The 25612-nt window shown below is 64.2% G+C and carries 24 protein-coding genes; 11 read left to right on the top strand and 13 right to left on the bottom strand.

Going from position 1 to position 25612, the window contains the following annotated elements; genetic code table 11:
• Positions 1-29 precede the first annotated feature (29 nt).
• The 3 genes from JKP78_RS14090 to JKP78_RS14080 are packed head-to-tail and all read left to right on the top strand — an operon-like array spanning position 30 to position 1651.
• Positions 30-713, top strand: a complete 684-nt coding sequence (locus JKP78_RS14090; protein ID WP_186685312.1) for a class I SAM-dependent methyltransferase — start codon at positions 30-32, stop codon at positions 711-713.
• 6 nt (positions 714-719) lie between these two features.
• On the top strand, positions 720-1421 hold the full coding sequence (locus JKP78_RS14085) for a lipopolysaccharide kinase InaA family protein (protein ID WP_186685311.1): 702 nt from the start codon (positions 720-722) through the stop codon (positions 1419-1421).
• Complete coding sequence (locus JKP78_RS14080) at positions 1418-1651, top strand: hypothetical protein (protein WP_170032362.1); 234 nt, start codon at positions 1418-1420, stop codon at positions 1649-1651. The genes JKP78_RS14085 and JKP78_RS14080 overlap by 4 nt, the downstream gene beginning before the upstream one ends.
• A 68-nt stretch (positions 1652-1719) precedes the next feature.
• On the opposite strand, the gene JKP78_RS14075 is transcribed toward JKP78_RS14080, so the two are convergent.
• From JKP78_RS14075 to JKP78_RS14045, 7 genes are all read right to left on the bottom strand, one after another.
• A complete protein-coding gene (locus tag JKP78_RS14075; RefSeq protein ID WP_186685310.1) occupies positions 1720-4764 on the bottom strand; it encodes a multidrug efflux RND transporter permease subunit in 3045 nt (1014 codons plus the stop codon).
• A gap of 12 nt (positions 4765-4776) precedes the next feature.
• Positions 4777-5925 carry an efflux RND transporter periplasmic adaptor subunit gene (locus JKP78_RS14070; protein WP_186685309.1) on the bottom strand — a complete coding sequence of 383 codons (1149 nt, stop codon included), beginning with the start codon at positions 5923-5925 and terminating at the stop codon, positions 4777-4779.
• Between the two features lie 233 nt (positions 5926-6158).
• Positions 6159-7256 carry a DUF1513 domain-containing protein gene (locus JKP78_RS14065; protein ID WP_200626844.1) on the bottom strand — a complete coding sequence of 366 codons (1098 nt, stop codon included), beginning with the start codon at positions 7254-7256 and terminating at the stop codon, positions 6159-6161.
• 2 nt (positions 7257-7258) lie between these two features.
• Complete coding sequence (locus JKP78_RS14060) at positions 7259-8323, bottom strand: imelysin family protein (protein WP_186685305.1); 1065 nt, start codon at positions 8321-8323, stop codon at positions 7259-7261.
• 20 nt (positions 8324-8343) lie between these two features.
• Positions 8344-9771 (bottom strand): di-heme oxidoreductase family protein, encoded by a 1428-nt coding sequence (locus JKP78_RS14055; protein WP_200626843.1) that lies wholly within the window; start codon positions 9769-9771, stop codon positions 8344-8346.
• 244 nt (positions 9772-10015) lie between these two features.
• Positions 10016-11353, bottom strand: coding sequence for an imelysin family protein (locus JKP78_RS14050; protein WP_200626842.1), 1338 nt, complete (start codon positions 11351-11353; stop codon positions 10016-10018).
• 159 nt (positions 11354-11512) lie between these two features.
• Entirely contained in the window at positions 11513-13567 is a 2055-nt protein-coding gene (locus tag JKP78_RS14045) for a putative bifunctional diguanylate cyclase/phosphodiesterase (RefSeq protein ID WP_200626841.1), read from the bottom strand.
• A gap of 232 nt (positions 13568-13799) precedes the next feature.
• On the opposite strand from JKP78_RS14045, the gene JKP78_RS14040 reads away from it, so the two are divergent.
• Complete coding sequence (locus JKP78_RS14040) at positions 13800-14549, top strand: hydroxypyruvate isomerase family protein (protein WP_200626840.1); 750 nt, start codon at positions 13800-13802, stop codon at positions 14547-14549.
• Between the two features lie 121 nt (positions 14550-14670).
• Here the strand turns inward: JKP78_RS14040 and JKP78_RS14035 are convergent, their stop codons facing one another.
• Positions 14671-15267: a superoxide dismutase gene (locus JKP78_RS14035; RefSeq protein WP_003255187.1), complete on the bottom strand. Its 597-nt coding sequence runs from the start codon at positions 15265-15267 to the stop codon at positions 14671-14673.
• 469 nt (positions 15268-15736) lie between these two features.
• Positions 15737-16336, bottom strand: coding sequence for a LysE/ArgO family amino acid transporter (locus JKP78_RS14030; protein WP_186685293.1), 600 nt, complete (start codon positions 16334-16336; stop codon positions 15737-15739).
• Positions 16337-16436: 100 nt separating this feature from the next.
• On the opposite strand from JKP78_RS14030, the gene JKP78_RS14025 reads away from it, so the two are divergent.
• From JKP78_RS14025 to JKP78_RS14015, 3 genes are all read left to right on the top strand, one after another.
• The gene (locus JKP78_RS14025) at positions 16437-17327 is read left to right on the top strand and encodes a LysR family transcriptional regulator ArgP (RefSeq protein ID WP_200626839.1); all 891 of its coding nucleotides are present in this window, start codon (positions 16437-16439) and stop codon (positions 17325-17327) included.
• A 49-nt stretch (positions 17328-17376) separates the two neighbouring features.
• Positions 17377-18372, top strand: a complete 996-nt coding sequence (locus JKP78_RS14020; protein ID WP_186685289.1) for an NAD-dependent epimerase/dehydratase family protein — start codon at positions 17377-17379, stop codon at positions 18370-18372.
• 86 nt (positions 18373-18458) lie between these two features.
• Positions 18459-19328: an ATPase gene (locus JKP78_RS14015; RefSeq protein ID WP_186685287.1), complete on the top strand. Its 870-nt coding sequence runs from the start codon at positions 18459-18461 to the stop codon at positions 19326-19328.
• 101 nt (positions 19329-19429) lie between these two features.
• On the opposite strand, the gene JKP78_RS14010 is transcribed toward JKP78_RS14015, so the two are convergent.
• Positions 19430-20479 (bottom strand): alkene reductase, encoded by a 1050-nt coding sequence (locus JKP78_RS14010; protein ID WP_186685286.1) that lies wholly within the window; start codon positions 20477-20479, stop codon positions 19430-19432.
• Between the two features lie 17 nt (positions 20480-20496).
• Positions 20497-20799: an ArsR/SmtB family transcription factor gene (locus JKP78_RS14005; protein WP_170032314.1), complete on the bottom strand. Its 303-nt coding sequence runs from the start codon at positions 20797-20799 to the stop codon at positions 20497-20499.
• A 150-nt stretch (positions 20800-20949) separates the two neighbouring features.
• Between JKP78_RS14005 and JKP78_RS14000 the strand changes: the two genes are divergently transcribed.
• Positions 20950-21534 carry an acyl carrier protein phosphodiesterase gene (locus JKP78_RS14000; protein WP_186685285.1) on the top strand — a complete coding sequence of 195 codons (585 nt, stop codon included), beginning with the start codon at positions 20950-20952 and terminating at the stop codon, positions 21532-21534.
• A 22-nt stretch (positions 21535-21556) separates the two neighbouring features.
• Here JKP78_RS14000 and JKP78_RS13995 read toward each other — a convergent pair whose 3' ends face one another.
• Together JKP78_RS13995 and olsB are read right to left on the bottom strand one after the other, a co-directional pair.
• The gene (locus JKP78_RS13995; protein ID WP_200626838.1) at positions 21557-22345 is read right to left on the bottom strand and encodes a lysophospholipid acyltransferase family protein; all 789 of its coding nucleotides are present in this window, start codon (positions 22343-22345) and stop codon (positions 21557-21559) included.
• Positions 22345-23100 (bottom strand): L-ornithine N(alpha)-acyltransferase, encoded by a 756-nt coding sequence (olsB, locus tag JKP78_RS13990; RefSeq protein WP_200626837.1) that lies wholly within the window; start codon positions 23098-23100, stop codon positions 22345-22347. The genes JKP78_RS13995 and olsB overlap by 1 nt, the downstream gene beginning before the upstream one ends.
• A 158-nt stretch (positions 23101-23258) precedes the next feature.
• On the opposite strand from olsB, the gene JKP78_RS13985 reads away from it, so the two are divergent.
• From JKP78_RS13985 to JKP78_RS13975, 3 genes are all read left to right on the top strand, one after another.
• The gene (locus tag JKP78_RS13985) at positions 23259-24146 is read left to right on the top strand and encodes an acyl-CoA dehydrogenase (protein ID WP_200626836.1); all 888 of its coding nucleotides are present in this window, start codon (positions 23259-23261) and stop codon (positions 24144-24146) included.
• 71 nt (positions 24147-24217) lie between these two features.
• Positions 24218-25297 carry a serine hydrolase domain-containing protein gene (locus JKP78_RS13980; protein WP_200626835.1) on the top strand — a complete coding sequence of 360 codons (1080 nt, stop codon included), beginning with the start codon at positions 24218-24220 and terminating at the stop codon, positions 25295-25297.
• Entirely contained in the window at positions 25294-25590 is a 297-nt protein-coding gene (locus tag JKP78_RS13975) for an amidase (RefSeq protein WP_200626834.1), read from the top strand. Before JKP78_RS13980 ends, JKP78_RS13975 begins: the two co-directional genes overlap by 4 nt.
• Positions 25591-25612: the final 22 nt, after the last annotated feature.

The raw sequence follows: 25612 nt of genomic DNA, 5'->3' as shown, positions 1-25612 counted from the left end.
GTGGGCGGAATGGAGTCAGGAGATGCCCAATGCGCAGTCCCATCAAGCTTGAATTTTCCGAGAAGTACGACAAACAACACGCCCGTGAATACTTTCTCAAGCATCAGGATGGCTTGGCGCGACGTCTTTCCCACAAGCGAGATGAGCAACTGGCGCGTCGCGCCCTGGCACTGGCAGGTGAGCCTGGCCTGGTCCTCGACCTGCCATGCGGTGCCGGCCGTTTCTGGCCATTGCTGGCGGAAAAGCCCAACCGGGTGATCATTGGTGCCGACAACTCCGAGGCGATGATCGAGACAGCCTGTGCCGCGCAACCGCCAGAGGTGGTGGCCCGGGTACGGCCCTTGCAGACTTCGGCGTTTGCCATCGACTTGCCGGACAATTCGGTGGACAGCATCTTCTGCATGCGGCTGTTCCACCACATTGGCGAAGCGGCCCACAGAAAGACGATTCTTTCGGAATTTCAACGGGTTAGCCGTGATAGTGTGATCCTGTCGTTGTGGGTGGACGGCAACTTCAAGGCCTGGCGCCGGAAAAAGCTGGAGCAGCGCCGCAGTGCCCGCAAAGCCGAGCAGGACAATTACCAGAACCGTTTCGTGTTACCGGCCGACACGGTTGAAGAAGAATTCAAGGCCGCCGGTTTCAGAATCCAGGAACGCCTCGACTTCCTGCCGTTCTATGCCATGTGGCGAGTCTATGTATTGCGTAAGGGGTAGTGTTTGATGGCTGTAGCCCAGAAAGGGGAGTCGCGGTTCGATTTTTACTGGCGCCAGCAGGGCGAGTGGGTCGAGGAGCCAAACCAGCGGCGGGGTGGCGAGAGTGGCGTGCAACGCCTCAACGATGCCGATGGCAAGCTGCTGTATGCCAAACGCCAGGTCGGGCACATCTACCGCAGCCTGCTGCACCCTTTCGGCCGGCCGACCGTATTGCGCGAACTCGATGCGTTGCACAGCTTCGAGCGGCTGGGGGTGCGCGTGCCGCGCATCGTCTTCTGTGGGGCCGAGCGCGATGCCGGTCATCAATGGCGTGCGCTGCTGGTCAGTGAAGCACTCGACGGCTTCGTCGAACTCGACACCTGGCATGCCGAAGGTGCCCGTGAGCGTTATCCGCAGGTGGTGCATGAGCGCATGCTCAAGGACCTGGCGGACAACCTGGCGCGCATGCACCTGGGCCACTGGCAGCACGGCTGCCTGTATGGCAAGCATGTCTTCGTCAAGGTAATTGGCGAAGGCGAGCAGGCCCGGGTCGAGGTGGCGCTGCTGGACCTGGAAAAGTGCCGACGGCGCATCAGCTGCCAACGTGCGGCGGGCAATGACCTGCGCCAGCTGCGCCGCCATTCGTCGTTGAACGACGCGGAGTGGCAAACCTTGCTCTATTTTTACCAGATGGCGTTTGGCAGCGCTGTCAAAGGGTTAGAGCAATGAAACTAGAAATTACTCGAGCTTTGTTTCTGGTAGCTGGCCTGGCGGTGACCACCGTGGCGGTGGCTGCATGGGAAGAGCCGAGGCCGACCGTGTTCAGCAAGGCCGAGATGGCCGACCAGTGCGCGTTGCCGCGGGACGTGAAACCGCAGCAGCAGGCCAAGGTTGCGCCGGATCAGGACCTGCTGCTGTTCCTGTTCGGGATGCGCCAGGGGTTGCGGCCGTTTGGTTGAACCGGCGCTAGATGGAAATGCCAGAGGCCTCGCGATTGCGGGGCCTCTGGCATTTTGCAGCGGCCGGTTCAGGCCACCGCTGTTCCCCTGGCAACGTCCTTGTGCGCCAACAAGGTGTAGATGCAAGGCAACACGAACAGGGTGAACAGCGTGCCGATCGACATGCCGGTGGCAATCACCGTACCGATGTCAAAACGGCTGACCGCCCCGGCCCCGGTCGCCAGGATCAGCGGCACCATGCCAAATACCATCGCCGCCGTGGTCATCAGCACCGGCCGCAGGCGAATGGCCGCAGCTTCCTCGATCGCCTCACGTACGCTCAGGCCCAGTTCTTCACGCAACTGGTTGGCGAACTCGACGATCAGGATGCCATGCTTGCTGATCAGGCCGATCAACGTCACCAGCCCGACCTGGGTGTAGATGTTCATGCTCGATACGCCGAGGAACAGCGGCAGCAACGCGCCGCAGATCGACAACGGTACCGTCACCAGGATTACCAGCGGGTCGCGGAAGCTTTCGAACTGCGCCGCCAGCACCAGGAAGATGATCGCCAGTGCCAAGCCGAAGGTCACCCACAACGCACTGCCTTCCTGCACGTACTGGCGCGCCACCCCGGCATAGTCGAAGGCGAAGCCTTCCGGGGCCTCCTCGCGGGCGATGCCCTGCACGGTCTGCAGTGCCTCACCAAGGCTGACCATCGGCACACCCTGGATGATCGCCGAGTTCAGTTGCTGGAACTGGTTGAGCTGGCGAGGGCGGGCGCGGTCGCTGAGGGTGATCAGCGTCGACAACGGCAGCAGTTGGCCCTGGTCGTTCTTCACGTAGTAGTTGTTCAGCCAGCCGGGGTTGTCGCGGTAGGGCCGTTCGACCTGGGCAATCACCTTGTAGCTGCGGCCTTCGAGGGTGAAGCGGTTGATTTCCCCCTCGCCCAGCAAGGTCGCCAGGGTGCCGCCCAGGGTGTCCATCGACACCCCCATCTGCGCCGCCTTGGCGCGGTCGATATCCACCACCACCTCGGGTTTGTCGAACGCCAGGTCGATGTCGAGGAAGGCGAACTTGCCCGACTCCTGGGCGCGGGACTTGATGCGCTGGGCAACCTCCAGCAGAGCGGGGTAGTCACCGGCGCTGTTGATCACGAACTGGAACGGCAGGCCTTCGCCAGTGCCGGGCAGCGATGGCAGGTTGAAGCCGAAAATCTGCAGGCCGCCGATTTCCTCGAGCTTGGCCTGCACCAGCGGCAGCAATTCCATTTGCGTGCGCTCGCGCTCGTTCCACGGTTTCAGCAGGAAGCCACCGATACCGGTCTGCACGCCATTGAAACCGTTGATCTGGAACGACGAGTAGTACTCGGGGAAGGTCTTGAACAGCGGGGTGAACGTGTCGGTATAGGCGTTCAGGTAATCCAGGTTGGCGGTTTGCGGCGAGCTGCTCATCATGAAGATCACCCCCTGGTCCTCGTTGGGCGCCAGTTCGTTCTGGGTGAACTTCAGCAACACCGGGATCAGGCACAGGATGATCACGGCAAACACCAGCACAACCGGCCGGCTGTCGAGGGTAGCGTGCAGCAGGCGCTGATAGCGCACCTTGAGGCGTTCGAACAGCAAGTCGAGGCGGTGCGCCAGGCCGCTGGGGTTGTGCTCCTGGCGCAGCAGCAAGGCGCACATCATCGGCGACAGGGTGAGGGCAACGATGCCAGAGATGATCACCGCCCCGGCCAGGGTCAGGGCGAACTCCTTGAACAGCGCGCCGGTGAGGCCGGTGAGGAAGCCGATCGGTGCATAGACCGCCGCCAGGGTGATGGTCATCGACACCACCGGCATGGCGATTTCGCGGGCACCCTCCAGGGCCGCATCGAACGGCGACTTGCCCTCTTCCATGTGCCGGTGGATGTTCTCCACCACGACAATGGCATCATCTACCACCAGGCCGATGGCCAACACCATGGCCAGCAAGGTCAGCAGGTTGAGCGAGTAGCCCATCATCTGCATGAAAAACAGCACGCCGATCATCGACAACGGGATGGTCACCACCGGGATCAGCACTGAACGCAGGGCGCCGAGGAACAGGAACACCACGACGATGACGATCAGCACCGCTTCGCCGAGGGTCTTGATCACTTCGTCGATGGAAGCCTGGATGAACAACGTGGCGTCGTAGGCGATCGATACCTTCAGCGCCGAGGGCAGCTGGCTTTCCAGCTCGGGCATGATGCGCCGTACTTCCTTGATCACGTCCAGCGGGTTGGCCGCCGGGGTGGCCTTGATGCCGATGTACACCGACGGGGTGCCGTCGAACGAGCTGACCGTGTCGTAGTTTTCCGCACCCATCTCGACCCGCGCCACATCGCCCAGCAGCACGCGGCTGTCACCGTTGGTCTTGACCGGCAGGGCCGCGAAGGCCTCGGCCGACTTCAGCTCGGTGCTGGCGTTGATGCTGGTGACGACATATTCGCCCTTCACCTCGCCGGCGGCGGAAAGGAAGTTGTAGCGGCGTACGGCAGTGGTCACGTCGCTGGCCGACAGGCCGTAGCCTGCCAGTTTCACCGGGTCGAGCCAGATACGCATGGCGAACACCTGGTTGCCGAGGATTTCCGCCTCGGCCATGCCCGGCAGGGTGGCCAGCTTGGGCTGGATGACCCGCGACAGGTAGTCGGTAATCTGCGGGTTGCTCATTTCCTTGCTGTAGAAGCTGATATACATCAGCGCCGAAGCATCGGCGGCTTCCTTGCTCAGGACCGGATCCTCCGCGTCCTGGGGCAGCTTGTTGCGCACCTCGTTGGCCTTGGCCAGCAGCTCGGTGAACAACCGGTCGCTGTCGGCGCCGATGCGCGCGTAGATGGAGATGACCGAGAAATTCTGCCGGCTCACCGAAGTCATGTAGTCGATGCCTTCGGCGCTGGCCAGGCTTTGCTGCAGCGGCTGGGTGATATAGCCCTGGATGGTTTCGGCATTGGCACCGGGATAGGCGGTGGTGACCGTGATCAGGGCGTTTTCCATTTGTGGGTACTGGCGGATCTGCAGCTTGTTCCAGGCCTGGAAGCCCAGCAACAGGATCAGCAGGCTGACCACGCTGGCCAGCACTGGGCGGCGGATGAACGGGTCGGTGAATGCCATGCCAGCCTCCTGTCAGTCCTTGCCCGGCGCGCCCGCTTCGGGCTTGAGGGCTTTGTCCTCGCCGATGCGGATCGCGGCCCCCGGGGTCAGTTTCAGTTGCCCGGCGGTGACCACCTGTTCCCCCGCCTGCAGGCCCTGGCTGACCACCACCACACCGTCACGGCGCTCGCCGGTCTGCACCGTGCGTTGCTCGGCGGTAAGCTGCGGCTGGCCCTTGTCGTCGTTTACCGGCTTGCCGTCCTTGTCCTTTTTCGGCGTGGCGACATACACCGAGTTGCCATACAGCGTGTAGGTGATGGCGCTCTCCGGCACCACCACGCGTGGTTGTGGGTTGGGCAGCAAGATCAGCAGGCTGGCGAACATGCCTGGCAGCAGCTTGCCGTCCGGGTTGGCCATGGTCGCGCGCACCAGCAGGTTGCGCGTGGCTTCATCGACCTTGGGGTTGATCGCGCTCAGGCTGGCAGGGAAGGTCTGGCCCGGGTACGCGGCCACTTGCACCAGCACCTGCTGGCCCACGCTCAGGCGCGGCAGGGCCTGCTCCGGCACGTTGAAGTCGACGTAGAGGCTGGACAGGTCCTGCAGGGTGGCGATCACGGTGCCGGCAGCCAGGTAGTCGCCGACATCCACCTGGCGGATGCCGATGGTGCCGCTGAACGGGGCGTTGATGCTCTTCTTGCTCTTCGATGCCTTGAGTTGCTCGACCAGTGCCTGGTTGCGCCGGTACTGCGCGGTGAGGCGGTCGAACTCGCCGCGGGAGATGGCCGCGTCACCGACCAGCTGGCTGCCGCGGCCGAAATCGACCTTGGCCAGGCCGAGATCGGCCTGAGCGGTACCGAGCAGGGCGGTTTCCTGGTCGTCATTGAGCTGCAGCAACAGTTGCCCGGCCTTGACCTGCTGGCCAGAGTCGAAGTGCAGGGCCTTGACGATGCCTTCCACTTCCAGGCTCAGCTCCACACCCTGGAGCGCCTTGAGGCTGCCAACGGCGGGCAGGCGCTCTTGCCACGGGCGCTGTTCGGCCAAGGCGGCTGCCACGGTGATGGGGGGCCGTGGGGCAGTGAACATCTGGATCTGCTGGTAGATCGAGAAGGCTTTGTAGCCCCCCAGGGCCAACACGATCAGCAGAACCACGGCCAACATGATGAGCATGCGGCGGCGCAGCATAGTCCGTTTCCTTGGATGCAGTTGTTATTCGTTTGGACACGACAACGGGCGTTCCTGCCCACGTGTGGATGGGGGGGATTATCGACTGTTTTCTGCAGGAAGGGGAGTGCGATGCCTGTGCCGGCCTCTTCGCGGGCACGCCCGCTCCCACAGAGACCGCGTAACCCGCTGATTGCGCGGCCCCTGTGGGAGCGGGCGTGCCCGCGAAGAGGCCGGTGCAGGCAGCAGAAAGATCAGACCAGATGCAGGTGGTTGTCCCAGAAACCGGACGGCAGGTTCAGCGGCTGGCCGACCAGTTCGGCCTTGCGGCAATCATAGAAGCGACAACGGCCCTGACCGGAGGTGACCACGAAACCGTCCTGTACCGCGCCGACCCCGGCGCAATCGGGCATCGGTGCGTCCAGCCGCACCGCGCCGCTGTCCAGGTCCCAGACGAACAGGCGGTTGGCCCGTGGCGCGGTCAGTGCGACCAGCCGCAATTCGCTGTGGATGGCGACACTGGCGGTGTACTGGGCCATGGCCTGCAACTGCCGCTCCGCTACCGGGAAGGCCCGGAGCGGCTCGCCTGGGCGCTTGATCGCCAGCAGCTCGGCGGTTTCGTCGGCAGCGCCCATGAATTGCTGGCATGCGGCGATTGTGCCGTCGCTACCCACCGCCAGGTGGCGCACGCTGTTCATCTGCTGGGCCAAGGTTTCCTTGCTCAGCAGGGTGCCGTCGCGCTGCATCAGCACCAGGCTCGGCTCCATGGCGTCGAGGTTCATCTCCACCCGGCTTTCGGCTTCGGTGCGGATACCACCGTTGGCCACCACCAGCGTCTCGCCGTCCGGCAGCCAGGCCAGCTCGTGCGGGCCGATGCCGTGGGTCGGAAGCTCGCCGCTGTGCACCAGGCGTTCGCCTTCGAAGCGGTATACGCCGAGGACGCCACGCCCCGGGTCGGTGGTGTCGTTCTCGGTGGCGTACAGCCATTCGCCACTCTTGTGCACCACCGCATGGCCGTAGAAGTGCCGGTTCGGTTGCGAATGCACGGTCTGCAACAGGCGCCCGTCGCGCAGGTCGACCAGGTAGCTTTCGGTACCGGGGCGGCGGGCGACGAACAGGGCGATCGGCAACTGCGGGTGATGGATGATGGCATGGCAACGCTGGGCGACCTGGGTGCTGAACACCTGGGTGCCGTCCAGGCGGAACCCGACCGCATAGTGCTTGCCATCGCCGTCGTCACGCGCCGACAGCAGCAGCGGTTCGCTGCCTTTGTTGCGGAACAGGCTCCAGCCGCCCAGGGTGAGGGCGCTGAGCAATACGCTACCGAGTTTGAGCGCCTGGCGTCGCAGCATGATCAGTCACCGTCGTTGGCATTGAAGCCCAGCTGGATGTTCAACGCCTTGGCCAGGTCGCCTTCGTGCAGGCGGTGGACGACGTTGAGGCTGTCGTAGATCTGGTTGAGGGTCTGCTGGCCGGCGTCGTCGGCCAGCAGTTCGCCCAGGGTCTTGTGGTTGTCGGCCAGCAGTTTGAGCGCGCTCGCGTAGGCATCGTCGATCTTGTCCGCCAGCGCTTTCTGGTCGCTGGGCAGCAGGCCGCGCAGGCCCTGGTTGTCGACCCCGACCCACACCGCTTCGGCGGCCTTGAGGCTGGCCTGCAGGCTGTTCAGCGAGTTGTGGCTGCGCCAGGCTTCGGCCTGCAGCGGCTGCGGGATGCCTTTGCTCTGGCGGCCCATCGGCGCGCCGAGCTTCTTCTTCAGGCTGTCCAGCGCGGTCACCTGGGCACGCAGCAGGTCGGCAATCGCCTCATGGGAGTCGGCGTAGCGCTGGTTGGGGAACTTGGTCATCTGCGACAGCATGCCGTCGGTGCTGTTCCAGCTCTTGAGGATGTCTTCGGCCAGCGCCTTCTGGTGCTCGCCGATGGCCACCAACAGCGGGCAGTAGCGGGCCTTCTGCTCGGCCGTGGCGATGTCCGGCTTGCTGTCGAACAGGATGTACTCGTAGGCCGAGAGGCCACGCACCACGACGCTGGCCTTGCCCAGCGCTGCGGCATCGACCGGTGTCTCGGCGTTGACCAGTTGCTCGACCTGGCGACCGACCAGGTTCTTCTTGTCGGGCCAGAACTGTACCTGCCAGGCGCGGTTGCCTTCGGCCAGCGGGCCGACCAGCAGCGGTTGCAGCTCGGCCCAGGCCTTTTGCGCGTTGAGGAAGTCGGCACGGGCCTTGTCCAGGGTTTCCTTGCCTTCGCAGTAGGCCAGGGCGCTGGCGGCCAGCATGCGGTCGGCTTCGACCCAGCGGCTATAGGTGGGCAGGATCACCTGCTTGGCGATGGCAGCGGAGGTCACGGCTTGCGGATCCTGCGGTGAGCAGGCGCCGAGGGCGAGTGCGGCGAGGCTGGTGAACAACAGTTTGGGTCGGAACATGCCCGGCTCCTTTGCGCTTTTTAAAGTGAGTTCAGGAACGCCAGCAACGCGGCGCGCTGCCCGGCATTGAAAGTGAGGACGAAATTGCGCGCAGCCTCGGCCTCGCCACCGTGCCAGAGCACGGCTTCGAGCAGGTTGCGGGCGCGGCCGTCATGCAGGAACTGGCTGTGGCCACTGACCGTTTCGCTCAGGCCGATACCCCACAATGGCGGGGTGCGCCAGTCCTGGCCGTTGGCGGCGAATTCGGTACGTTCGTCGGCCAGGCCCGGGCCCATGTCATGCAGCAGCAGGTCGCTGTAGGGGCGGATCAGCTGGTTGGCCAGCTCCGGCTCGGCGGCATTGGCGGCAGTGGTGAACTGCGGTGTGTGGCAGCCCTGGCAGCCGGCCTGGTAGAACAGGTTCTTGCCTGCCAGTACCTCTGGCGAGCCCACATCGCGGCGCGCCGGCACGGCCAGGTTGCGGGTGTAGAAGGTGACCAGGCGCAGAATGTTGTCGCTGACTTCCTTCTCGCCGCCGGCGCCATCGCCGTTGGCTGCGGCCAGGCAGGCGGCCTGGGCCGGGGTGCAATCGTCGTTGGGCTGCAGCGTGGTGGTCAGGCCCATGTCGCCGGCAAAGGCATGCACGTTCTGCTGGTTGACGTTGGGCTGCCCGGCCTTCCAGCCGAAGCGGCCGATCACAGTCTTGCCCAAGGCATCGTCCCATACCCGGTTGGCGCGCCCGCGGATGCCGTCGTGGTTGCGGTCGTCAGGGTCTTCGTTGGCCAGCAGGTCGGCTTCGGGAATGGCTTCGAGCAGACCAAGGCCGATCATCGGCGGTGCCACGCGTGCCGAAAAGCGCGTGTCGGGGTGCATCACGCCATAGCCTAGCTGGGTGATCTGCAGGGCCGGCTTGCGCAGCTCGACCTGATAACCATCCTTGAACGCCAGCGTCTGGTGGGTGTAGCTGACCCGTACCTTGCCTTCTGGTGCCACGCCGGGAATGGCCATGTCCTGTAACTGGGTGCCATAGACCGGCTCCGGCACCACGCCGAGGCGCTCGACCACCTTGGCCAGGTACGGCTGGTCGGGGATCGACAGGCGCACCAGCATCGACACTGCGTTGCTGTCGCCCGGCTCTGGCGGGTGGCCGCGGCCGTCGCGCACGTGGCAGTTCTGGCAGGCATTGGTGTTGAACAGGGGGCCCAGGCCGTCACGTGCAGTGGTGGTGGACGGCGCGATGACCCAGGGGTTGCGGAAGAAACTGTTGCCCACGGCGAAGTCCAGGCGCCGTTCGGGCGAGAGGTTGGCCGAGGGCAGGGAATAAGCGTTGCGGTCATTGCGCTGCACGGTCGCCTGGCCAGCCGACAATGCTTCGCCGGGCTCGGCCTGGGTGAAACGCGGGGCGTCGTCACAGGCGGCGAGGGCAAAGGCCAGCAGCAGGGGAGAGAGTCGAAACAGCGACGAGGACATCGAGGATCCTGGGCGTGAGCGAAAAACCGGCGTGCAAGCTTAGCAGGCCCAGGATCTTTGAATAAGAGCAATTTGCGTTTGCTTGATGAAATCGTCGCCGCATAAAACAGGTCAGGCCATGTCCAGCTCGAATTGTCGGTTGACCGGGCTGACGATCAGGTTGTCGTTGCCACCATTGCGATTGCCAGGCAAACGAAAACGCCCGGCACAAGGCCGGGCGTCCGGGTGAAGCGCGGTTGGCAGATCAGAACTGGTGATCTGCGGTATCCGGGTTCAGGTTGGCAATGCCCAGCTTGCCGGCGGCCTGCTCGATCGCTCCAGTCTGTTTGACCAGGGCGGCGATGGCGTCACGCACGATCTGGTTGCCGGCGGCGTTGTCGGTGGCGATCAGCTGGTCGTAGTGTTCGCCCTTGAGGGCGTGGTCGACGATTACCTGGATCTTGGCTTCGGTGGCTTCCAGGTCGGCCTTGAGGGTGGCGTCGGTGGCCGGGTCGACCTTGGCCACCAGCGACGACAGGCTTGGGCCGGTCACCTTGCTGCCGTCCGGGCGGGTGTACTCGCCCAGGTAGACATTACGGATGCCCTTGGCGTCGTAGAAGTGCGAGTAGTGGGTGTTGTCGCTGAAGCAGTCGTGCTCGTCTTCCGGCGAATTGGCTTCCAGGGAAACCTTCATGCGCTCGCCGGCCAATTCACCCAGCGACAGGCTGCCCATGCCGAACAGCATCTTGCGCAGGCCGTCGTTGACCGGCTCGGCTTCCAGCTTGGCGCGGTAGTTGTCGGCGACGTTCGGTGCCCAGTTGCCGACCATTTCTTCGAGGTCCTTGACCAGCAGGTCGGTAACCGCTTTCAGGTAGGCGCGACGACGGTCGTTGTGCCCGCCGGTGGCGCCCTTGCCTTCCAGGTAGTCCGATGCCGGACGGTTGCCCGCACCCGGACCGGTGCCGTTCAGGTCCTGGCCCCAGAGCAGGAACTCGATGGCGTGGTAGCCGGTCGCGACGTTGGCTTCGGAACCGCCCAGCTCGTTGAGGCTGGCCAGCTTCTCGGGGGTGATCTGCTTGACGTCGATCTTCTCTTCGCCTACCTGGATCTCGCTGTTGGCGATGATGTTGGCGCTGGCTGCCGGGTTGCCCAGGGCGTGCTCGTAGCTCTTGTCGACGTAGTCGATCAGGCCTTCGTCCAGCGGCCAGGCGTTCACCTGGCCTTCCCAGTCGTCGATGATGGTGTTGCCGAAGCGGAAGGCTTCGCTCTGCAGGTACGGTACGCGCGAGGCGACCCAGGCTTCCCGGGCGGCCTTCAGGGTTTCGTCGTTGGGCTTGGCCAGGAACGCGTCGACAGCGGCCTGCAGGGTCTTGGCGGTGCTCAGGGAGTCGCTGTACACGGCATACACCAGCTCGGCGTAATGCTTGACTACGGCCTTGCCGGCGGCTTCGTCGACAGCCCCGGGCGCAGCAGCGGTTGTGCTGGCGGCAGCCGGTGCCTGGGCTTGCGGCGCGGCGGCCTTGTCGTCCTTGCCTTCACCGCAACCGGCGAGAGCGATGGCGATGGCCAGCAGACTGGCGGAGGCCAGAGGCATTCGAATCATTGTTGGTTTCCTGCGTCGTGTGGTTGGACCAAGGGGGTGACCGTGCGCCGTGGCACGCGAAACTACAACATCATGCGAAAGATTTGCATTTGCTGTAAAGGGGCGGGTATGTAAATTGCGCGAATGTCGCTCAAGGCCTGCGGACGCCCAAGGCCAACTTCAGGACATCGAGACCTGGTTGCGCTGTGCCCGTTTGAGGAAGTTGGTCAGCTCACGGGCCGACAGCGGTTTGCTGTAGTGGTAGCCCTGGCCCTCATGGCAACCCTGGGCAACGATATAGGTTTCCTGCTCGGCGGTTTCCACGCCTTCGGCAATTACCTGCATGCCCAGGCTTTTGCCCAGCTGGATGATTGCACGAACGATGGTGGCGTCGTCATCGTCGTCCAGCAGGTCCTGGACGAAGCTCTTGTCGATCTTGATCTTGTCCAGTGGCAGCGATTTCAGGTAGCTGAGCGACGAGTAGCCGGTGCCGAAGTCGTCGATGGCGATCAGCGCCCCGGAGCGGCGCAGGCTCAGCAGGTGCTGGGCGGCGGTGCTGATGTCTTCCATCAGGCCGGTTTCGGTCACCTCCAGCTCCAGGCTGCGCGGGGGCAGGCGGTAGGCCTGCAGCAGGTTGTTGACCACCCGCGGCAGCTCGTTGTGGTGCAGTTGCACGGTGGACAGGTTGACCGCCATGCGCAGGTCGCTGAAGCCCATGTCATGCCATTCGCGCAATTGCCGGCAGGCCTGGTCGAGCACCCATTCGCCAATGCCGATGATGCTGCCATTCTGTTCGGCCAGGGGAATGAACTGGTCTGGTGGCACCATGCCCAGCTCCGGGTGCTGCCAGCGCAGCAGTGCCTCGACACCGACCACCCGGTGGTCGCGGTAGCTGATCTGTGGTTGGTACACCAGATATAGCTGGTTGCGCGGCAGCGCTTCGCGAAGGTCCTTTTCCAGCTCGCGGCGTCGGCGCATCTCGCTGTCGACGCTGGCGATGTAGAACTGGTAGCGGTTACGCGAACGGGCCTTGGCCAGGGTCATGGTCTGTTCGGCTTTCTGCAGCAGCTTTTCGGTGCTGTCGCCGTCTTCGGGGAACAGGGTGATGCCGATGGTGGCGCGCAGGCGGATCTGCTGATGGTGGTCGAGGTCGAACGGTACTTCCAGGTCATCGAGGATGCTTTGCGCAAGTTCCGCCGCCTCGTAGGGTTGCTCGATATTCGCCTGGACCAGGGCGAACTGGTCGCCGCCCAGCCGTGCCAGGGCGCCCAGGCGGCCACTGTGGGCGCGCAGGCGGTCGGCCAGGGCCAGCAGCAGCTGGTCGCCGACCTGGTAGCTGAACTGCTCGTTGATACCCTTGAAGTCGTCCAGGCCCACGCACAGCACGGCCACGCGGTGTTGCAGACGGCCGCCGTCGACGAGGATCTTGTCCAATTGCTGCTGCAACTGCTGGCGGTTGGGCAAGCCAGTGAGGAAATCGTACTGGGCCATGCGTTGCAGGCTGTTTTCCGCCTCGTGGCGCAAGTGGGTGTTGCGCTCGATCGAGGCCAGCAACTGGTTGGCGGTATTCACCCACAGGCCCAGCTCATTCTTTTCATGGCCCTTGAGCAGCGGCAACTGGTGCTGGCTGGGGCGGTCGGGGTTGATCTGGGTGAGATGCTCGATGATCTTCGACAGTGGCTTGGTCAGCAGCCAGTGGTAGACCAGATACAGCACCAGGCCCATGGCCAGGGCCCGCAGCACGCCGGAAATGAAGATGATCACCGCGTTGATCAGGAAATCCTTGCCGTAGGCCGAGGTGTCGAGGGTGATGCTGAGGTCGCCATAATATTCGCTGAAGGGGCCGCGGCCGACCAGTTGCGTGGTATAGGTGCGTTCCTGGCCGAGGATCAGGTCGGTCAGCCAGCGCATGGCCATGTCCTGCAGCGGACGGGACTTTTCGGCCAGCATGGTTTCGTTGGGGTGGCCGATGGAGGCCATGCGCACCGATTCATCCTGGAACAGGCCTTCCATAACCTGCATGCCCATTTCGCGGTCGAGGCTGTACACCGCCTGGGTCGAAGGGTCGCGGAACATGTCGAGGATGCGCTGGGCATCGTTGTTTACGGCCTGGCGGGTCTTGTAGGTGTCATAGATGATTTGCGCACAGCTGAGCACGACGCCGACCGCCAGCGCCGACAGCAACACGACCCTGAGCAACTTGACCGACAAGCTGTTCCGCAATTCCAGCTTCAATGGGGTTTCCTTAATCCATGCGCATGGCATCATTTTGCCATCATCGATGACGATACACTACCGGCCGATCATGAGCAGTGTATCGGTTGCCTGACCCCGCAACTTGAATGCGCTGTATCAATCTTCCAAAGGTTTGATGTTAGCGTGGTATGCGGGCTGAGCAAGCGTTTTGCGGGGGGCGCGACTCAGCCTTTGAATTAACGAACGTTTTTTCCAGGATGGATGTGTACGCATGCTCAAATTCAATGCTCACCTTGGCTTCCAGTTCAACGAACTGCCTTTTCTGCAGCGTATCGAAGCCGCCGCTGCTGCTGGATTTCGCGCGGTAGAATTTCCCTCGCCCTACGAGTTCGATGCGAGCCAGCTGGCTGATCAACTGGCGCAGCATGCCTTGCCATTGGTCCAGTTTGCTGCACCGGCTGGCGTTGCCAAGGGCCTCGCTGCGGTGGCGGGCAAGGAAGCCGAGTTCCGTGACGGGTTGCGGCAGGCGGTCAGCTATGCCCGCACATTGGCGTGTGCGGATGTACACCTGATGTCCGGCATAACCCATGATGAGGGCGCCGGCAAAGTGTACGCGAGCAACCTGGACTATGCCGTGAAGTACTTCGAGGACCAGGGGCTGCGGCCGTTGATCGAGGTGATCTGCGCGCAGGAAATGCCCGGATACTACATGGCCGACTTCAGCAAGGCACAGCAGGTGCTGGAGGCGCATGCGAGTGTCGGGCTGATCTTTGATCTTTACCATGCGCAGGTGCTGACCGGGAATGCTGCCGATATGCTGGAGCAGTTCTTTACGCGGACGGTGCATGTGCAGGTAGCCGATTGTCCGGGGCGGCATCAGCCGGGGACAGGGCAGATGGACATTGCCGGGTTGTTCACGATGCTGGACCAGCGCGGCTATGCGGGGTGGGTCGGGTGTGAATACCGGCCTGCGGGGGCTACTGCGGATAGCCTTGGCTGGCTTGATCAGTACGTGTCATGACAGCCCTGCGCGCCGAGCCCCTGCCAACGCCCTAAAAAAAACCGATGCCAGGGAGACTGGCATCGGTTTGTGGCAAGAGGCCCGGCGCAAATGCCGGGCGTCCTGCTCAAGGCCGGATGACTCAGGCCTTGAAGGTCTTGCCTTCGAACTGTTCGGCAACGAAAGCCCAGTTGACCAGGTTCCAGAACGCCTCGACGTACTTCGGACGCAGGTTGCGGTAGTCGATGTAGTAGGCGTGTTCCCAGACGTCGCAGGTCAGCAGCGGGGTGTCGCCGCTGGTCAGCGGGCAGCCGGCGCCGATGGTGCTGGCCAGGGCTAGGGAACCGTCGGCCTTCTTCACCAGCCAGCCCCAGCCGGAACCGAAGGTGCCAACCGAAGTCTTGGTGAACTCTTCCTTGAACTTGTCGAAGGAACCGAAAGCGGCGTTGATGGCATCAGCCAGGGCACCGGTCGGCTGGCCGCCACCGTTTGGCGACAGGCAGTTCCAGTAGAAGGTGTGGTTCCAGACTTGAGCGGCGTTGTTGAAGATGCCGCCCGAAGAGCTCTTGACGATCTCTTCCAGGGTCTTGCCTTCGAATTCGGTGCCTGGGACCAGGTTGTTCAGGTTCACGACATAGGTGTTGTGGTGCTTGTCGTGGTGATACTCCAGGGTTTCCTTGGAGATGTGCGGCTGCAGGGCATCGTGGGCGTACGGCAGCGGCGGCAATTCAAAAGCCATGGTGGATCTCCTGATTCAGGTCTGTTTGCGGTTTGCGCAAGGCCGATCACGGGCGGCCCGATCAGCGTCAGCGAGATTGTACTCTTTGCGACGCAAGTGCTGGATCATAGCACCGGGCCCGGCGCATAACCACGCAACAAAGATAGGGAATAGAGGTTCCAGAGCGGTTGGGCTGTGTTGACCAGTGGTGCTCGCCGCAACCTGTCCGTCGCCTGTGAAATCGAGCGCCGCCCGCGCGGCGCATCGCGAGCTGCGCTTGCTCCCACGTTTGTTTCGGGCCAATTGTTCCTGTGGGATTTGCGCGCGGACGCGTTGGCGCATGGCGTGATATCACGTCGGACCAACCAGGCGGTCGCGCGCCTGCCACAGGCGTTACTGGCTAGAAACAAACGTAGGAGCGAGCGCAGCTCGCGATGCGCCGCGCGGGCGGCGCGCGATTCTGCCAGCGATGAAAATGCCAGGCACAGACTCAGTTGAAGACCAACTGCGCCGCCACCGCGAACATCATGACGGCGACCATCAGGTCGAGCATGCGCCAGGTCGCTGGCCGTGCCAGCCACGGCGCCAGCCAGGCCGCGCCGATCGCCAGGGTCGAGAACCACACCAGCGAGGCGCTGGCAGCCCCGGCCACATAGGCCCCAGGCGCAGTCTGCTGGGCCCCCAGCGAGCCGATCAGCAACACCGTGTCGAGATACACGTGCGGGTTCAGCAGGGTCACCGCCAAGGCGCTGAGCAGCACTGCACGGCGTGACCGCGCGCCCTGGCCTTGCTGGTGCTGCAGGCTCTGCCTGGAACAGGCGCTGCGTAACGCCTTGGCGCCATACCAGACCAGGAATACCGCGCCGCCCCAGCGGGCGACCGCCAGCAAGGTCGGGTTGTGCGCCAGCACGGTGGCCAGGCCGAATACCCCGGCCGCCACCAGGATGGCATCACACAGGATGCACAGCGCCGCCACCGGCAGGTGATGCTCGCGGCGCAGGCTCTGGGCGAGGACGAAGGCGTTCTGGGCGCCGATGGCCATGATCAGGCCGAAGGCCACCAGCATGCCGTTGAGATAGCTTTGCCACATGGCCCGCTCTCCATGAATGTCGAGAAAAGATGCTGGCTATTGTGGGGAAACGGGTTGTATAAGAAAAACAAATAGCGCTGATCCGTCATTAGGAAAATCGATGTTCGACTACAAACTGCTGGCCGCCCTCGCGGCGGTGATCGAACAGGGTGGTTTCGAGCGCGCAGCGCAGGTGCTGGGCTTGTCGCAGTCGGCCATATCGCAGCGCATCAAGCTGCTCGAGGCACGGGTCGGGCAACCGGTGCTGGTGCGGGCCACGCCGCCGAGCCCGACCGAGGTCGGCCGCCAGTTGCTCAACCATGTGCAACAGGTGCGCCTGCTCGAGCGCGACCTGCAACGCCAGGTGCCGGCGCTGGACGAGGAGGGCATGCCGGAGCGCCTGCGCATCGCCCTCAACGCCGACAGCCTGGCCACCTGGTGGGCCGCAGCGGTGGGCAACTTTTGTGCGCAGCACAAGCTGCTGACCGAGCTCGTCGTGGAGGACCAGGAAGTCGGCCTCAAACGCATGCGCGCTGGTGAGGTGGCGGCCTGCCTGTGCAGTAGCGAGCGGCCGGTGGCCGGCGCGCGTAGCCTGCCGCTGGGGGCCATGCGTTATCGGGCGCTGGCCAGCCCCGGGTTCATGGCGCAGCATTTCCCGCAGGGTTTTGCTGCCAGCCGGCTGGCCCGTACCCCGGCGATCGTCTATGGCCCGGACGACTTCCTGCAGCATCGCTACCTGGCCTCGCTGGGTATCGAGGACGGTTTCCTGCACCACCTGTGCCCGTCCTCGGAAGGCTTCCTGCGCATGACCGAAGCCGGCCTGGGTTGGGGCCTGGTGCCCGAACTGCAGGCCCGTGAACAACTGGCCAGCGGGCAGTTGGTGGAAATCTGTCGCGATACGCCCATCGATGTGCCGTTGTACTGGCATCATTGGCGCAACGGCGGGCAACTGCTGACGCAACTGACCGAACACCTGCGCCACTGCGCAAGGCACTGGCTGGTGCCCTTGTAGGCACGGCTGGCGTCAGTTGCATCTGAAATCTGGCAAGACGGAGTGTTACATGCGAATTCTGGTCACCGGCGCGAGCGGCTTCATTGGCGGGCGCTTTGCGCGCTTTGCCCTTGAGCAGGGCCTGGACGTGCGGGTCAGCGGCCGCCGCGCAGAGGGGGTCGAGCACCTGGTCAAGCGCGGCGCCCAGTTCATTCCCGGCGACCTCGGCGATGCCGAGTTGGCCCGCCGCCTATGCCAGGGCGTCGAGGCCGTGGTGCACTGTGCCGGCGCGGTGGGTAGCTGGGGGCGCTACCAGGACTTCTATCAAGGCAACGTGGTGGTCACCGAGAACGTCGTCGAGGGCTGCTTGAAGGAACACGTGCGACGCCTGGTGCACTTGTCGTCGCCATCTATCTATTTCACTGGCCGCTCGTGCCTGGATATCCGTGAAGACCAGGTGCCGCGTCGCTTCCACGACCATTACGGGCAGACCAAGTACCTGGCCGAGCAGAAAGTGTTCGGCGCCCAGGAGTTCGGCCTCGAGGTGTTGGCATTGCGTCCTCGTTTCGTCACCGGGGCTGGCGACGCCAGTATCTTCCCGCGGTTGCTGCAGATGCAGCGCAAGGGCCGCCTGGCGATCATCGGCAACGGCCTGAACAAAGTGGACTTCACCAGCGTGCACAACCTCAACGAGGCGCTGCTCAGCGCCCTGTTCGCTGACCACCGGGCGCTGGGCCAGGCCTACAACATCAGCAACGGCCAGCCATTGCCGCTGTGGGACGTGGTCAACTATGTGATGCGCAAGATGCAATTGCCACAGGTCACTCGCTACCGGTCCTACGGCCTGGCCTACAGCCTGGCCGCGCTGAACGAGGCGGCCTGCCTGCTCTGGCCGGGGCGCCCGCAACCGACCCTGTCGCGCCTGGGGATGCAGGTGATGAGCTGCGATTTCACCCTGGATATCAGCCGCGCCCGGCAGTACCTGGACTTCCAGCCCAAGGTCAGCCTGTGGACGGCGCTGGACGAATTCTGTGCCTGGTGGCAGCACCAGCCGCCAGGGCGATGAAGCCGCTGGGCCGATGACGATGATCAACGCGCCGCGCAGGCGGTTTATACTCGTGCCTCTTGCGACTACCGCGGTTGAATGTATCCATGCGTAACCATGCTCACGATGACTACGATGACGTGCCTAGCTTGCGCGCCGGCACCCATGACGATGACGAACTGATGCCGGCGCACGTGGTGCGCAGCCGTCAGAAAGCTGCCCGCGGAGCCAGTACGGCGCCGCTGTGGGCATTGCTCGGGGCCTCGTTCATCGCCTTGGCGGGCCTCGGCTGGTGGAGCTTCCAGCAGATTTCCCTGATGGAGCAGCAGCTGGTGGCGACCCAGGAGAGCTTTGCCCGCATCAGCGAAGAAGCGGCCGGGCGCCTGCAGGCCATCAGCGGCAAGGTGGCGGCCAGCGAGTCGGGAGCCATGACCAATAGCGAGGCGCTGAAGCTGCAGCTGCGTCAGTTGCAGCAGGGCATGGCCGGGCAGACCGGTGACCTGGGCAAGCGCCTGGAGCAGGTACTGGCGGATACCCGTGAACAGCAAAAGGCCGTGACCGAGTTGCAAGGCCAGCTGCAGGCGCAATTGAAGCAGGTGAACGGCGAGCTGGCCGCATTGCGTTCGGGCCAGGTCGATGGTGGCAAGCTGGATGCCCAGCTCAAGGGCCTGAACGAACAGGTTGCGGCGCTGAAGGCCGCGCAGGCCGACGGCGGCAAGCTTGATGGCCAGCTCAAGAGCCTGAGCAGCGAGGTGGCGGCGCTGAAGAAGCAAGGTAACCCGAGTGCGGCTATCCAGGACCTGGAGCAGGACATCCTGGTGCTCAAGAGCCAGATCGACAATCGCCCGGCTGCGGCGGCCTCCACTGGGGCGTCGGTGCAGGAGTTCGATGCCTTCCGGGCGCAGACGACCCGCAACCTGAATACCTTGCAGAGCCAGGTGCAGAACCTGCAGCAGCAGATCAACGCCCGGCCCTGAAAAGTCTTCTTCGCGGGCTCGCCCGCTCCCATAGGATCAGCACAATCTTCAAGCTTGTCGCCGTACCTGTGGGAGTGGGCGTGCCCACGAATAGCCCTCAATCACAACCGTGGATAGTCGATGTATCCCACCGGCCCCTTGCCATAGAAGGTCTCCGGCCGCGCCTCGTTCAGCGGTGCATCCGCCGCCAGCCGCGCCGGCAGGTCGGGGTTGGCGATGAACGGTACGCCAAACGCCACCGCATCCGCCTTGCCACTGGCCAGGGCCGCATTGGCACTGGCCTTGTCGAACCGCTCGTTGACGATGTACGGGCCGCCGAACGCTTGCTTGATCAACGGGCCGATGCTGTCATCGGCTTCCCGTTCCCGTGAGCAGATAAAGGCAATGCCTCGCTTGCCCAGCTCCCGGGCCACGTAGGTAAAGGTTTCGGCGCGGTCGGCATCGCCCATGTCATGGGCATCGGCACGTGGCGCCAGGTGCACGCCAACACGGCTCGCCCCCCACACCTCGATGGCCGCATCGGTTACCTCCAGCAGCAGCCGCGCACGGTTTTCCAGCGAGCCGCCGTAGCGGTCGGTGCGCTGGTTGGTGCTGCTTTGCAGGAACTGGTCGAGCAGGTAACCGTTGGCGCCATGGATCTCCACACCATCGAAGCCGGCGGCCTTGGCATTCTCGGCGCCGCTGCGGTAGGCCTCGACGATATCGGCGATTTCTTCGGTTTCCAGCGCGCGTGGGGTGGGGTAGTCACTCAACGGGCGTACCAGGCTTACATGGCCCTTGGGCTGGATTGCGCTGGGGGCTACCGGCAGTTCGCCATTCAGATAGCTGGGGTGGGAGATGCGGCCAACGTGCCACAGTTGCAGGAAGATGCGCCCGCCCGCAGCATGCACGGCCTTGGTCACATTGTTCCAGCCACGGACCTGCTCGTCGTTCCAGATGCCGGGGGTATCCGGGTAGCCGACGCCCATGGGGCTGACCGAGGTCGCCTCGCTGAGGATCAGTCCGGCACTGGCGCGCTGTACGTAGTATTCGGCCATCAGTGCATTGGGCACGCGGCCTTCATCGGCACGGCAGCGGGTGAGCGGGGCCATGATGATGCGGTTGGGCAACTGCAGGTCGCCCAGGGTGATCGGATCGAAAAGCGTGGTCATGACGGTTACCTGCCTGTTCAGAGTGCTTGGCGCAATTGTTCGAGAAACGCCTGGATGGTGGTTTCGTTGCGTTTGAAGAAGTGCCACTGGCCGATCTTCTGGCTACTGACCAACCCGGCGCGTTGCAGCGTGGCCAGGTGGGCGGAGACGGTCGATTGCGACAGGCCGCAGCGTTGGTCGATCTGCCCGGCGCAGACCCCGTTCTCGGTGCTGTGGTACTGGTCCGGGAACTGCGTTGCCGGGTCTTTCAGCCAACCGAGGATTTCTCGCCTGACCGGGTGGGCCAGCGCTTTTATGATTTCGTCGAGATCGAGAGGCATGGGTGGAGGCTCGTGGTAGCGGTATATCGCGATAGGACGAAATGTAAATCGTGAAATACCGATATACAAATACCAAGAGGTTCTGAGCTGAGCGCGAATCGCTATATCGCGTTATAACGATATAGCGGCAGACGGTGCTAGACTGCGCCCATGAACTACCTCGCACACCTGCACCTGGGCGGCCCGGCGCCGCAGCAACTGCTCGGCAGCCTGTATGGCGATTTCGTCAAAGGCTCGTTGGAAGGGCGCTTTCCGCCAGCGCTGGAGGCAGCCATCCGCTTGCATCGGCGTATCGACAGCTACACCGACCAGCATCCGTTGGTGCTGGCGGCACTGGCACGCTTTCCACGCGAGCGGCGGCGTTTTGCCGGCATCGTTGTGGATGTGTTCTTCGATCATTGCCTGGCACGGCATTGGCAGGATTATGCCGAGCAGCCGCTGGAGCAGTTCACTGGGGAATTCTATCGGGTGCTGCTGGCGGAGCCTGAGCTTCCCGGGCGCCTGGCGCGCATCGCGCCGTTCATGGCGGCCGATGACTGGCTGGGCGCATACGGTGATTTCGCCACGCTGGAACAGGTGTTCAACGGCATTGCCCGAAGGCTGTCGCGGCCACAGGGGATGGTCGGGGTGATGGATGAGCTGGAGCGGCTATATGAGCCGCTGATGGCGGATTTTCGCGAGTTCTATCCACAGTTGCAGGCGTTCGCGGCGGCGGGGCGGACAGCAGGCAATTAGGCCAGTCCTGAAAAGCAGGAGTTCAGGCGGCCCGCGCCTGCCGCCCAGTCACCACTTCAACTTCTGCAGCCCCGAACAAGGCCAGCTGAATGGACTGTTGCGCCTGCAACGCCAGCACCGCCCGCTCCTTGCCTACGCTGCCGATCGGCTGCAACAGGTGGATGCACACTTCACTTCGTGGCAGGGCGAACAGGCGCAGCAGATGCGACACCAGGTCATCCTCACCGATGAAGGGCGCAAGCGGGTCGATCTGGCCATTGCGCAAGTACTGGATGGCCACCGGTTGTACTGCCACACCACGGTCGATGGCACCTGCCAGCAGGCGGCCATGGAAGGTGCGCAGGGTACGCCCGCTGGTGGTGGTGCCTTCGGGGAAGATCAGCAGCGGACGGGCCAGGCCCAGTTGCCCGGCGATCTGTTCGCGCAGGCGCTGGCTGTCGCCACCACCTCGGCGGATGAACAGTGTACCGGCCTTTTCCGCCAGCCAGCCGGCCACCGGCCAGTGGCGCACTTCGGCCTTGGACAGGAACGACAGCGGCAGCAGCATGCCGAGCAAGGGAATGTCAGTCCAGGACACGTGGTTGCTGACCCACAGCATTGGCCGCTGCGGCAGCTCGCCGATCACCCGCACGTCGAACGGCAGCGCCGCGACCAGGCGTTTCATGAACAGGCAGGTCCAGCGCTGGCGGCGCGCTATCGATGGCTTGAAGCCCAGGCGTTCGCCCAAGGTGATCGCACTGGCCAGCAGCATGCCCAGCAGCAGTACCAGCAGCAGTCGTGTCAGGCGGGCCAGTACCCGCAGCTTCGGCATCAGACTGCCGCCTTGAAGTGGCGGGCATAGCGTGGGCACAGCTCGTCGCGCTTGAGCAGGATGAACACGTCGGCCACCTGGAAGTCCTGGTCCCAGCACGGCTCGCCGCAAATCTTCGCGCCCAGGCGCATGTAAGCCTTGAGCAGGGGCGGCATTTCGGCAATGACGTTGTTCGGCAAGGCCAGCTTGGGCAGCGGGTTTTTCGGTTCGGCGCGCAGGTGCTCGGTGCACAGGTAGCGGTCGCGCAGGCGTTGCATCACCGCATGGGCCTGTATTCCGCCATCCTGCATGGGGATGCTGGCGCAGCCCATCAGGTAGCTGTAGCGGCCTTCATTGAGGATTTCCGCCAGTTCGCTCCAGAGTACCGCGATGGTGCCGCCATTGCGGTAATCGGGCGCCACGCAGGTGCGCCCCAGCTCCAGGATCGGCCCCTGCAATTGCAACAGGCCATGCAGGCTGAATTCTTCTTCGCTGTAGAAGCGGCCCAGGCTGCTGGCGGCCTGGTGGTCGAGCAGGCGGGTGGTGGCAACCAGTTCGCCGGTACTCAGGTCACGTACGCCAATGTGCCGGCAGTGCACGTCGTAGTCATCCATGTCCAGGCCGTACTCGGCACCTTTGAGGCGGGCCTGGAATTCGGCGCTGAACACCTTGTAGCGCAGGGCCTGGGCCTCTTGCAGGGCCGCGGCGCCAACCAGGCGTTCGGCTTGCAGACGGCGTTCGGTGCTGTTGTCGCCAGCGTGAGCGATCCGAGTCATTACGAGTCTCCATAAGCCAGCCATGAAAGGTTGCGGCCGGTCGGCTTTGTTGTGCAAAGTCAGCCTAGGTAGACGCGGTGTCACCCCTGTGAAGCTTTGGTGATGCTTGCGTGACATCCCACGGCGTTACTTGAAAGCCCCCAGCAAGGAGCCGCCCCATGGCCTGGTTGCAACGACTCAACGACCCGCTTCGCCAAGCGCCGGCGGGCACCCTTGGCGAAACCTACGCCGCGCTGCTCGAGCGCCTTGGCCCGGTTGCCCCGTTCGAACTGGCAGTACTCGGCGGGCGGGCGATGGCCACGCCGGGGCTGGCGTTCCTGGTCGGCTACCAGGCCGCGTTGCGCGTGCTGTGGCCCAGTGCACCAGCCAGCCTTGGTGCCCTGTGCGCCAGCGAGCGGCGCAGCGTGCGGCCGGCGGACATGCGAACGCGCCTGGACAGCTTGCGCTTGACCGGCAGCAAGGATTTCGTCACTGCCGGCCTGGAGGCGGAGTGGCTGCTGGTGGCGGCGCGCAGCGAGGCGACGGGCGCGCCAGCGCAGTTGAAGCTGGCGGTGGTCTACCCCGGCGAACCAGGGGTGACGCTGGAAGCGCTGCCGACCCTGCCGCTGATGCCGGAGGTGGGCCATGGACGACTGGTGCTGGAGCACGCGGCGTGTGAACTGCTGGCGGGGGATGGCTGGGATGCCTATGTAAAACCGTTCCGCTCGCTGGAGGACTTGTATGTGCTCACGGCCCTGACCGCCTGGCTGTATGGCGTCGGTCAGGCGTGTGCCTGGCCGCAGGCCCTGCGCCTGCAGTTGCTCGGGCTGCTGGCCGGGTGTGCCGAGGGCAGCCGGCAGTGCGCCGATACGGTCGGTTGCCATTTGTTGCTGGGTGGGTTGTTCGCCCAGTTCCAGGCGCTACGGGGGCAAATCGATGCGGCGTTGGCAGCCGGGCCGGCGCATTGGGCAGAGAGCTGGCGGCGCGACCAGGGCGTGATGGCGTTGGCGGCGGCAGCGCGGGAGAAGCGCTTGAACAAGGCGTGGGCGGCTGCGGGATTGTCATGAATGCCGGTTAGGCTTGTGTGATTGCATGAATCCTGGGGCCGCACAGTGGCTCCCGCAAAAAGGCAATCCCGATGAAGGCATTGTTCGTCATTCTGGCGCTGGTTACGGGGTGTGCCTGGGCCGAGGACTGGCCCCAACCCGACTGGCCGATCAATGACGCCAGCCTCGACTGGCAGGCTGTCGACGCCTATGCCTTCCCTGCCCGCACCACCGCGGAACGCGCTGGCATTCGCACCGACGCCCTGCTGATCATCCGCGACGGCCGTACCCTTCACGAGCGCTACACGGCACCCACCCGTGCAACCACTGCCCACCTGACCTGGTCGATCAGCAAAAGCGTGCTGGCCACGGTACTGGGCGTGGCCCAGGGCCAGGGGCGCTTCCAGCTGCAAGACCCGGTCAGCCGGTTTTATCCACCCATGCGCAGCCACCCTGGCGTACGCATGGTCGACCTGCTGCACTGGGCCAGCGGCCTGGACTGGCAGGAAGACTACGAATACGCCCCGCTGAAATCTTCGGTGGTGGCCATGCTCTATACCCGCGGCCACGGGGACATGGCGGCGTACACGGCGGCACGGGGCACGGCAGCCGAACCAGGCCGGCGCTTTCTCTATTCCAGTGGCGACAGCAACCTGCTGGCCGCCGCGCTGCGCGGCATGCTCGGTGCCGACCAGTACCCGGATTACCCCTGGCACGCGCTGTTCACCCCGTTGGGCATCACCAGCGCAGTATGGGAACGTGACCGGGCCGGCACCTATGTCGGCTCTTCCTACCTGTACCTCACGGCGCGCGACCTGGCACGCATCGGCCTGTTGCTGCAGCGCGACGGGCGCTGGCAAGGGCGGCAACTGCTGCCAGAGGCCTGGGTGGCGTTCAACCGCACGCCGTTTGCCCATGCCCACACCATAGCCGGCGAGGCCAACCCCGGCGGCCACTGGTGGCTCAACCAGCCGTTGGCCGGGGCGGCACGGCCCTGGCCGCATGCGCCCGCAGACACCTATGCCGCCCTTGGTCACTGGGGCCAGGCGCTGTACGTGCTGCCCAGGCAAAAGCTGGTGATCGTGCGGTATGCCGACGATCGCGACGGCAGCTACCGGCACGATGAACTGCTTCGGCGGGTGCTGGCGGTGCTGGCCGGGGAGGGCGCATGAAGCGGGCAGTGCTGCTGGTATTGCTGGGGCTGACTTACTGGGCCTGGCAAGAGCGCCAGGCCCTGACTGACTTCCCCGACATCCTTGCGGCGTACTCGGCCAAGGAGTACTGCTCGTGCCGCTTCGTCATGGGATTCGAGCCGGAGTACTGCCAAGGCTACGTGAAACAATGGCTGGCGCTGAGCCTGCTGGAGGAAGACCGCCAGCAGCGGCTGGTGACCGCCGAAGGCCTGGGGCAGCGCCACCAGGCCGCCTGGCAAGGCCCGCGCGAGGGCTGCCGCTTGCTGCCGTGAAGGCGGGCGGGTAAGGTTGGCG

The organism is Pseudomonas sp. LAM2023, assembly GCF_016620375.1.
Taxonomy (GTDB): Bacteria; Pseudomonadota; Gammaproteobacteria; order Pseudomonadales; family Pseudomonadaceae; genus Aquipseudomonas; species Aquipseudomonas anuradhapurensis.
Note: the sequence above shows the minus strand (reverse complement) of the source record. Positions and strands in the feature narration are given on the sequence as shown.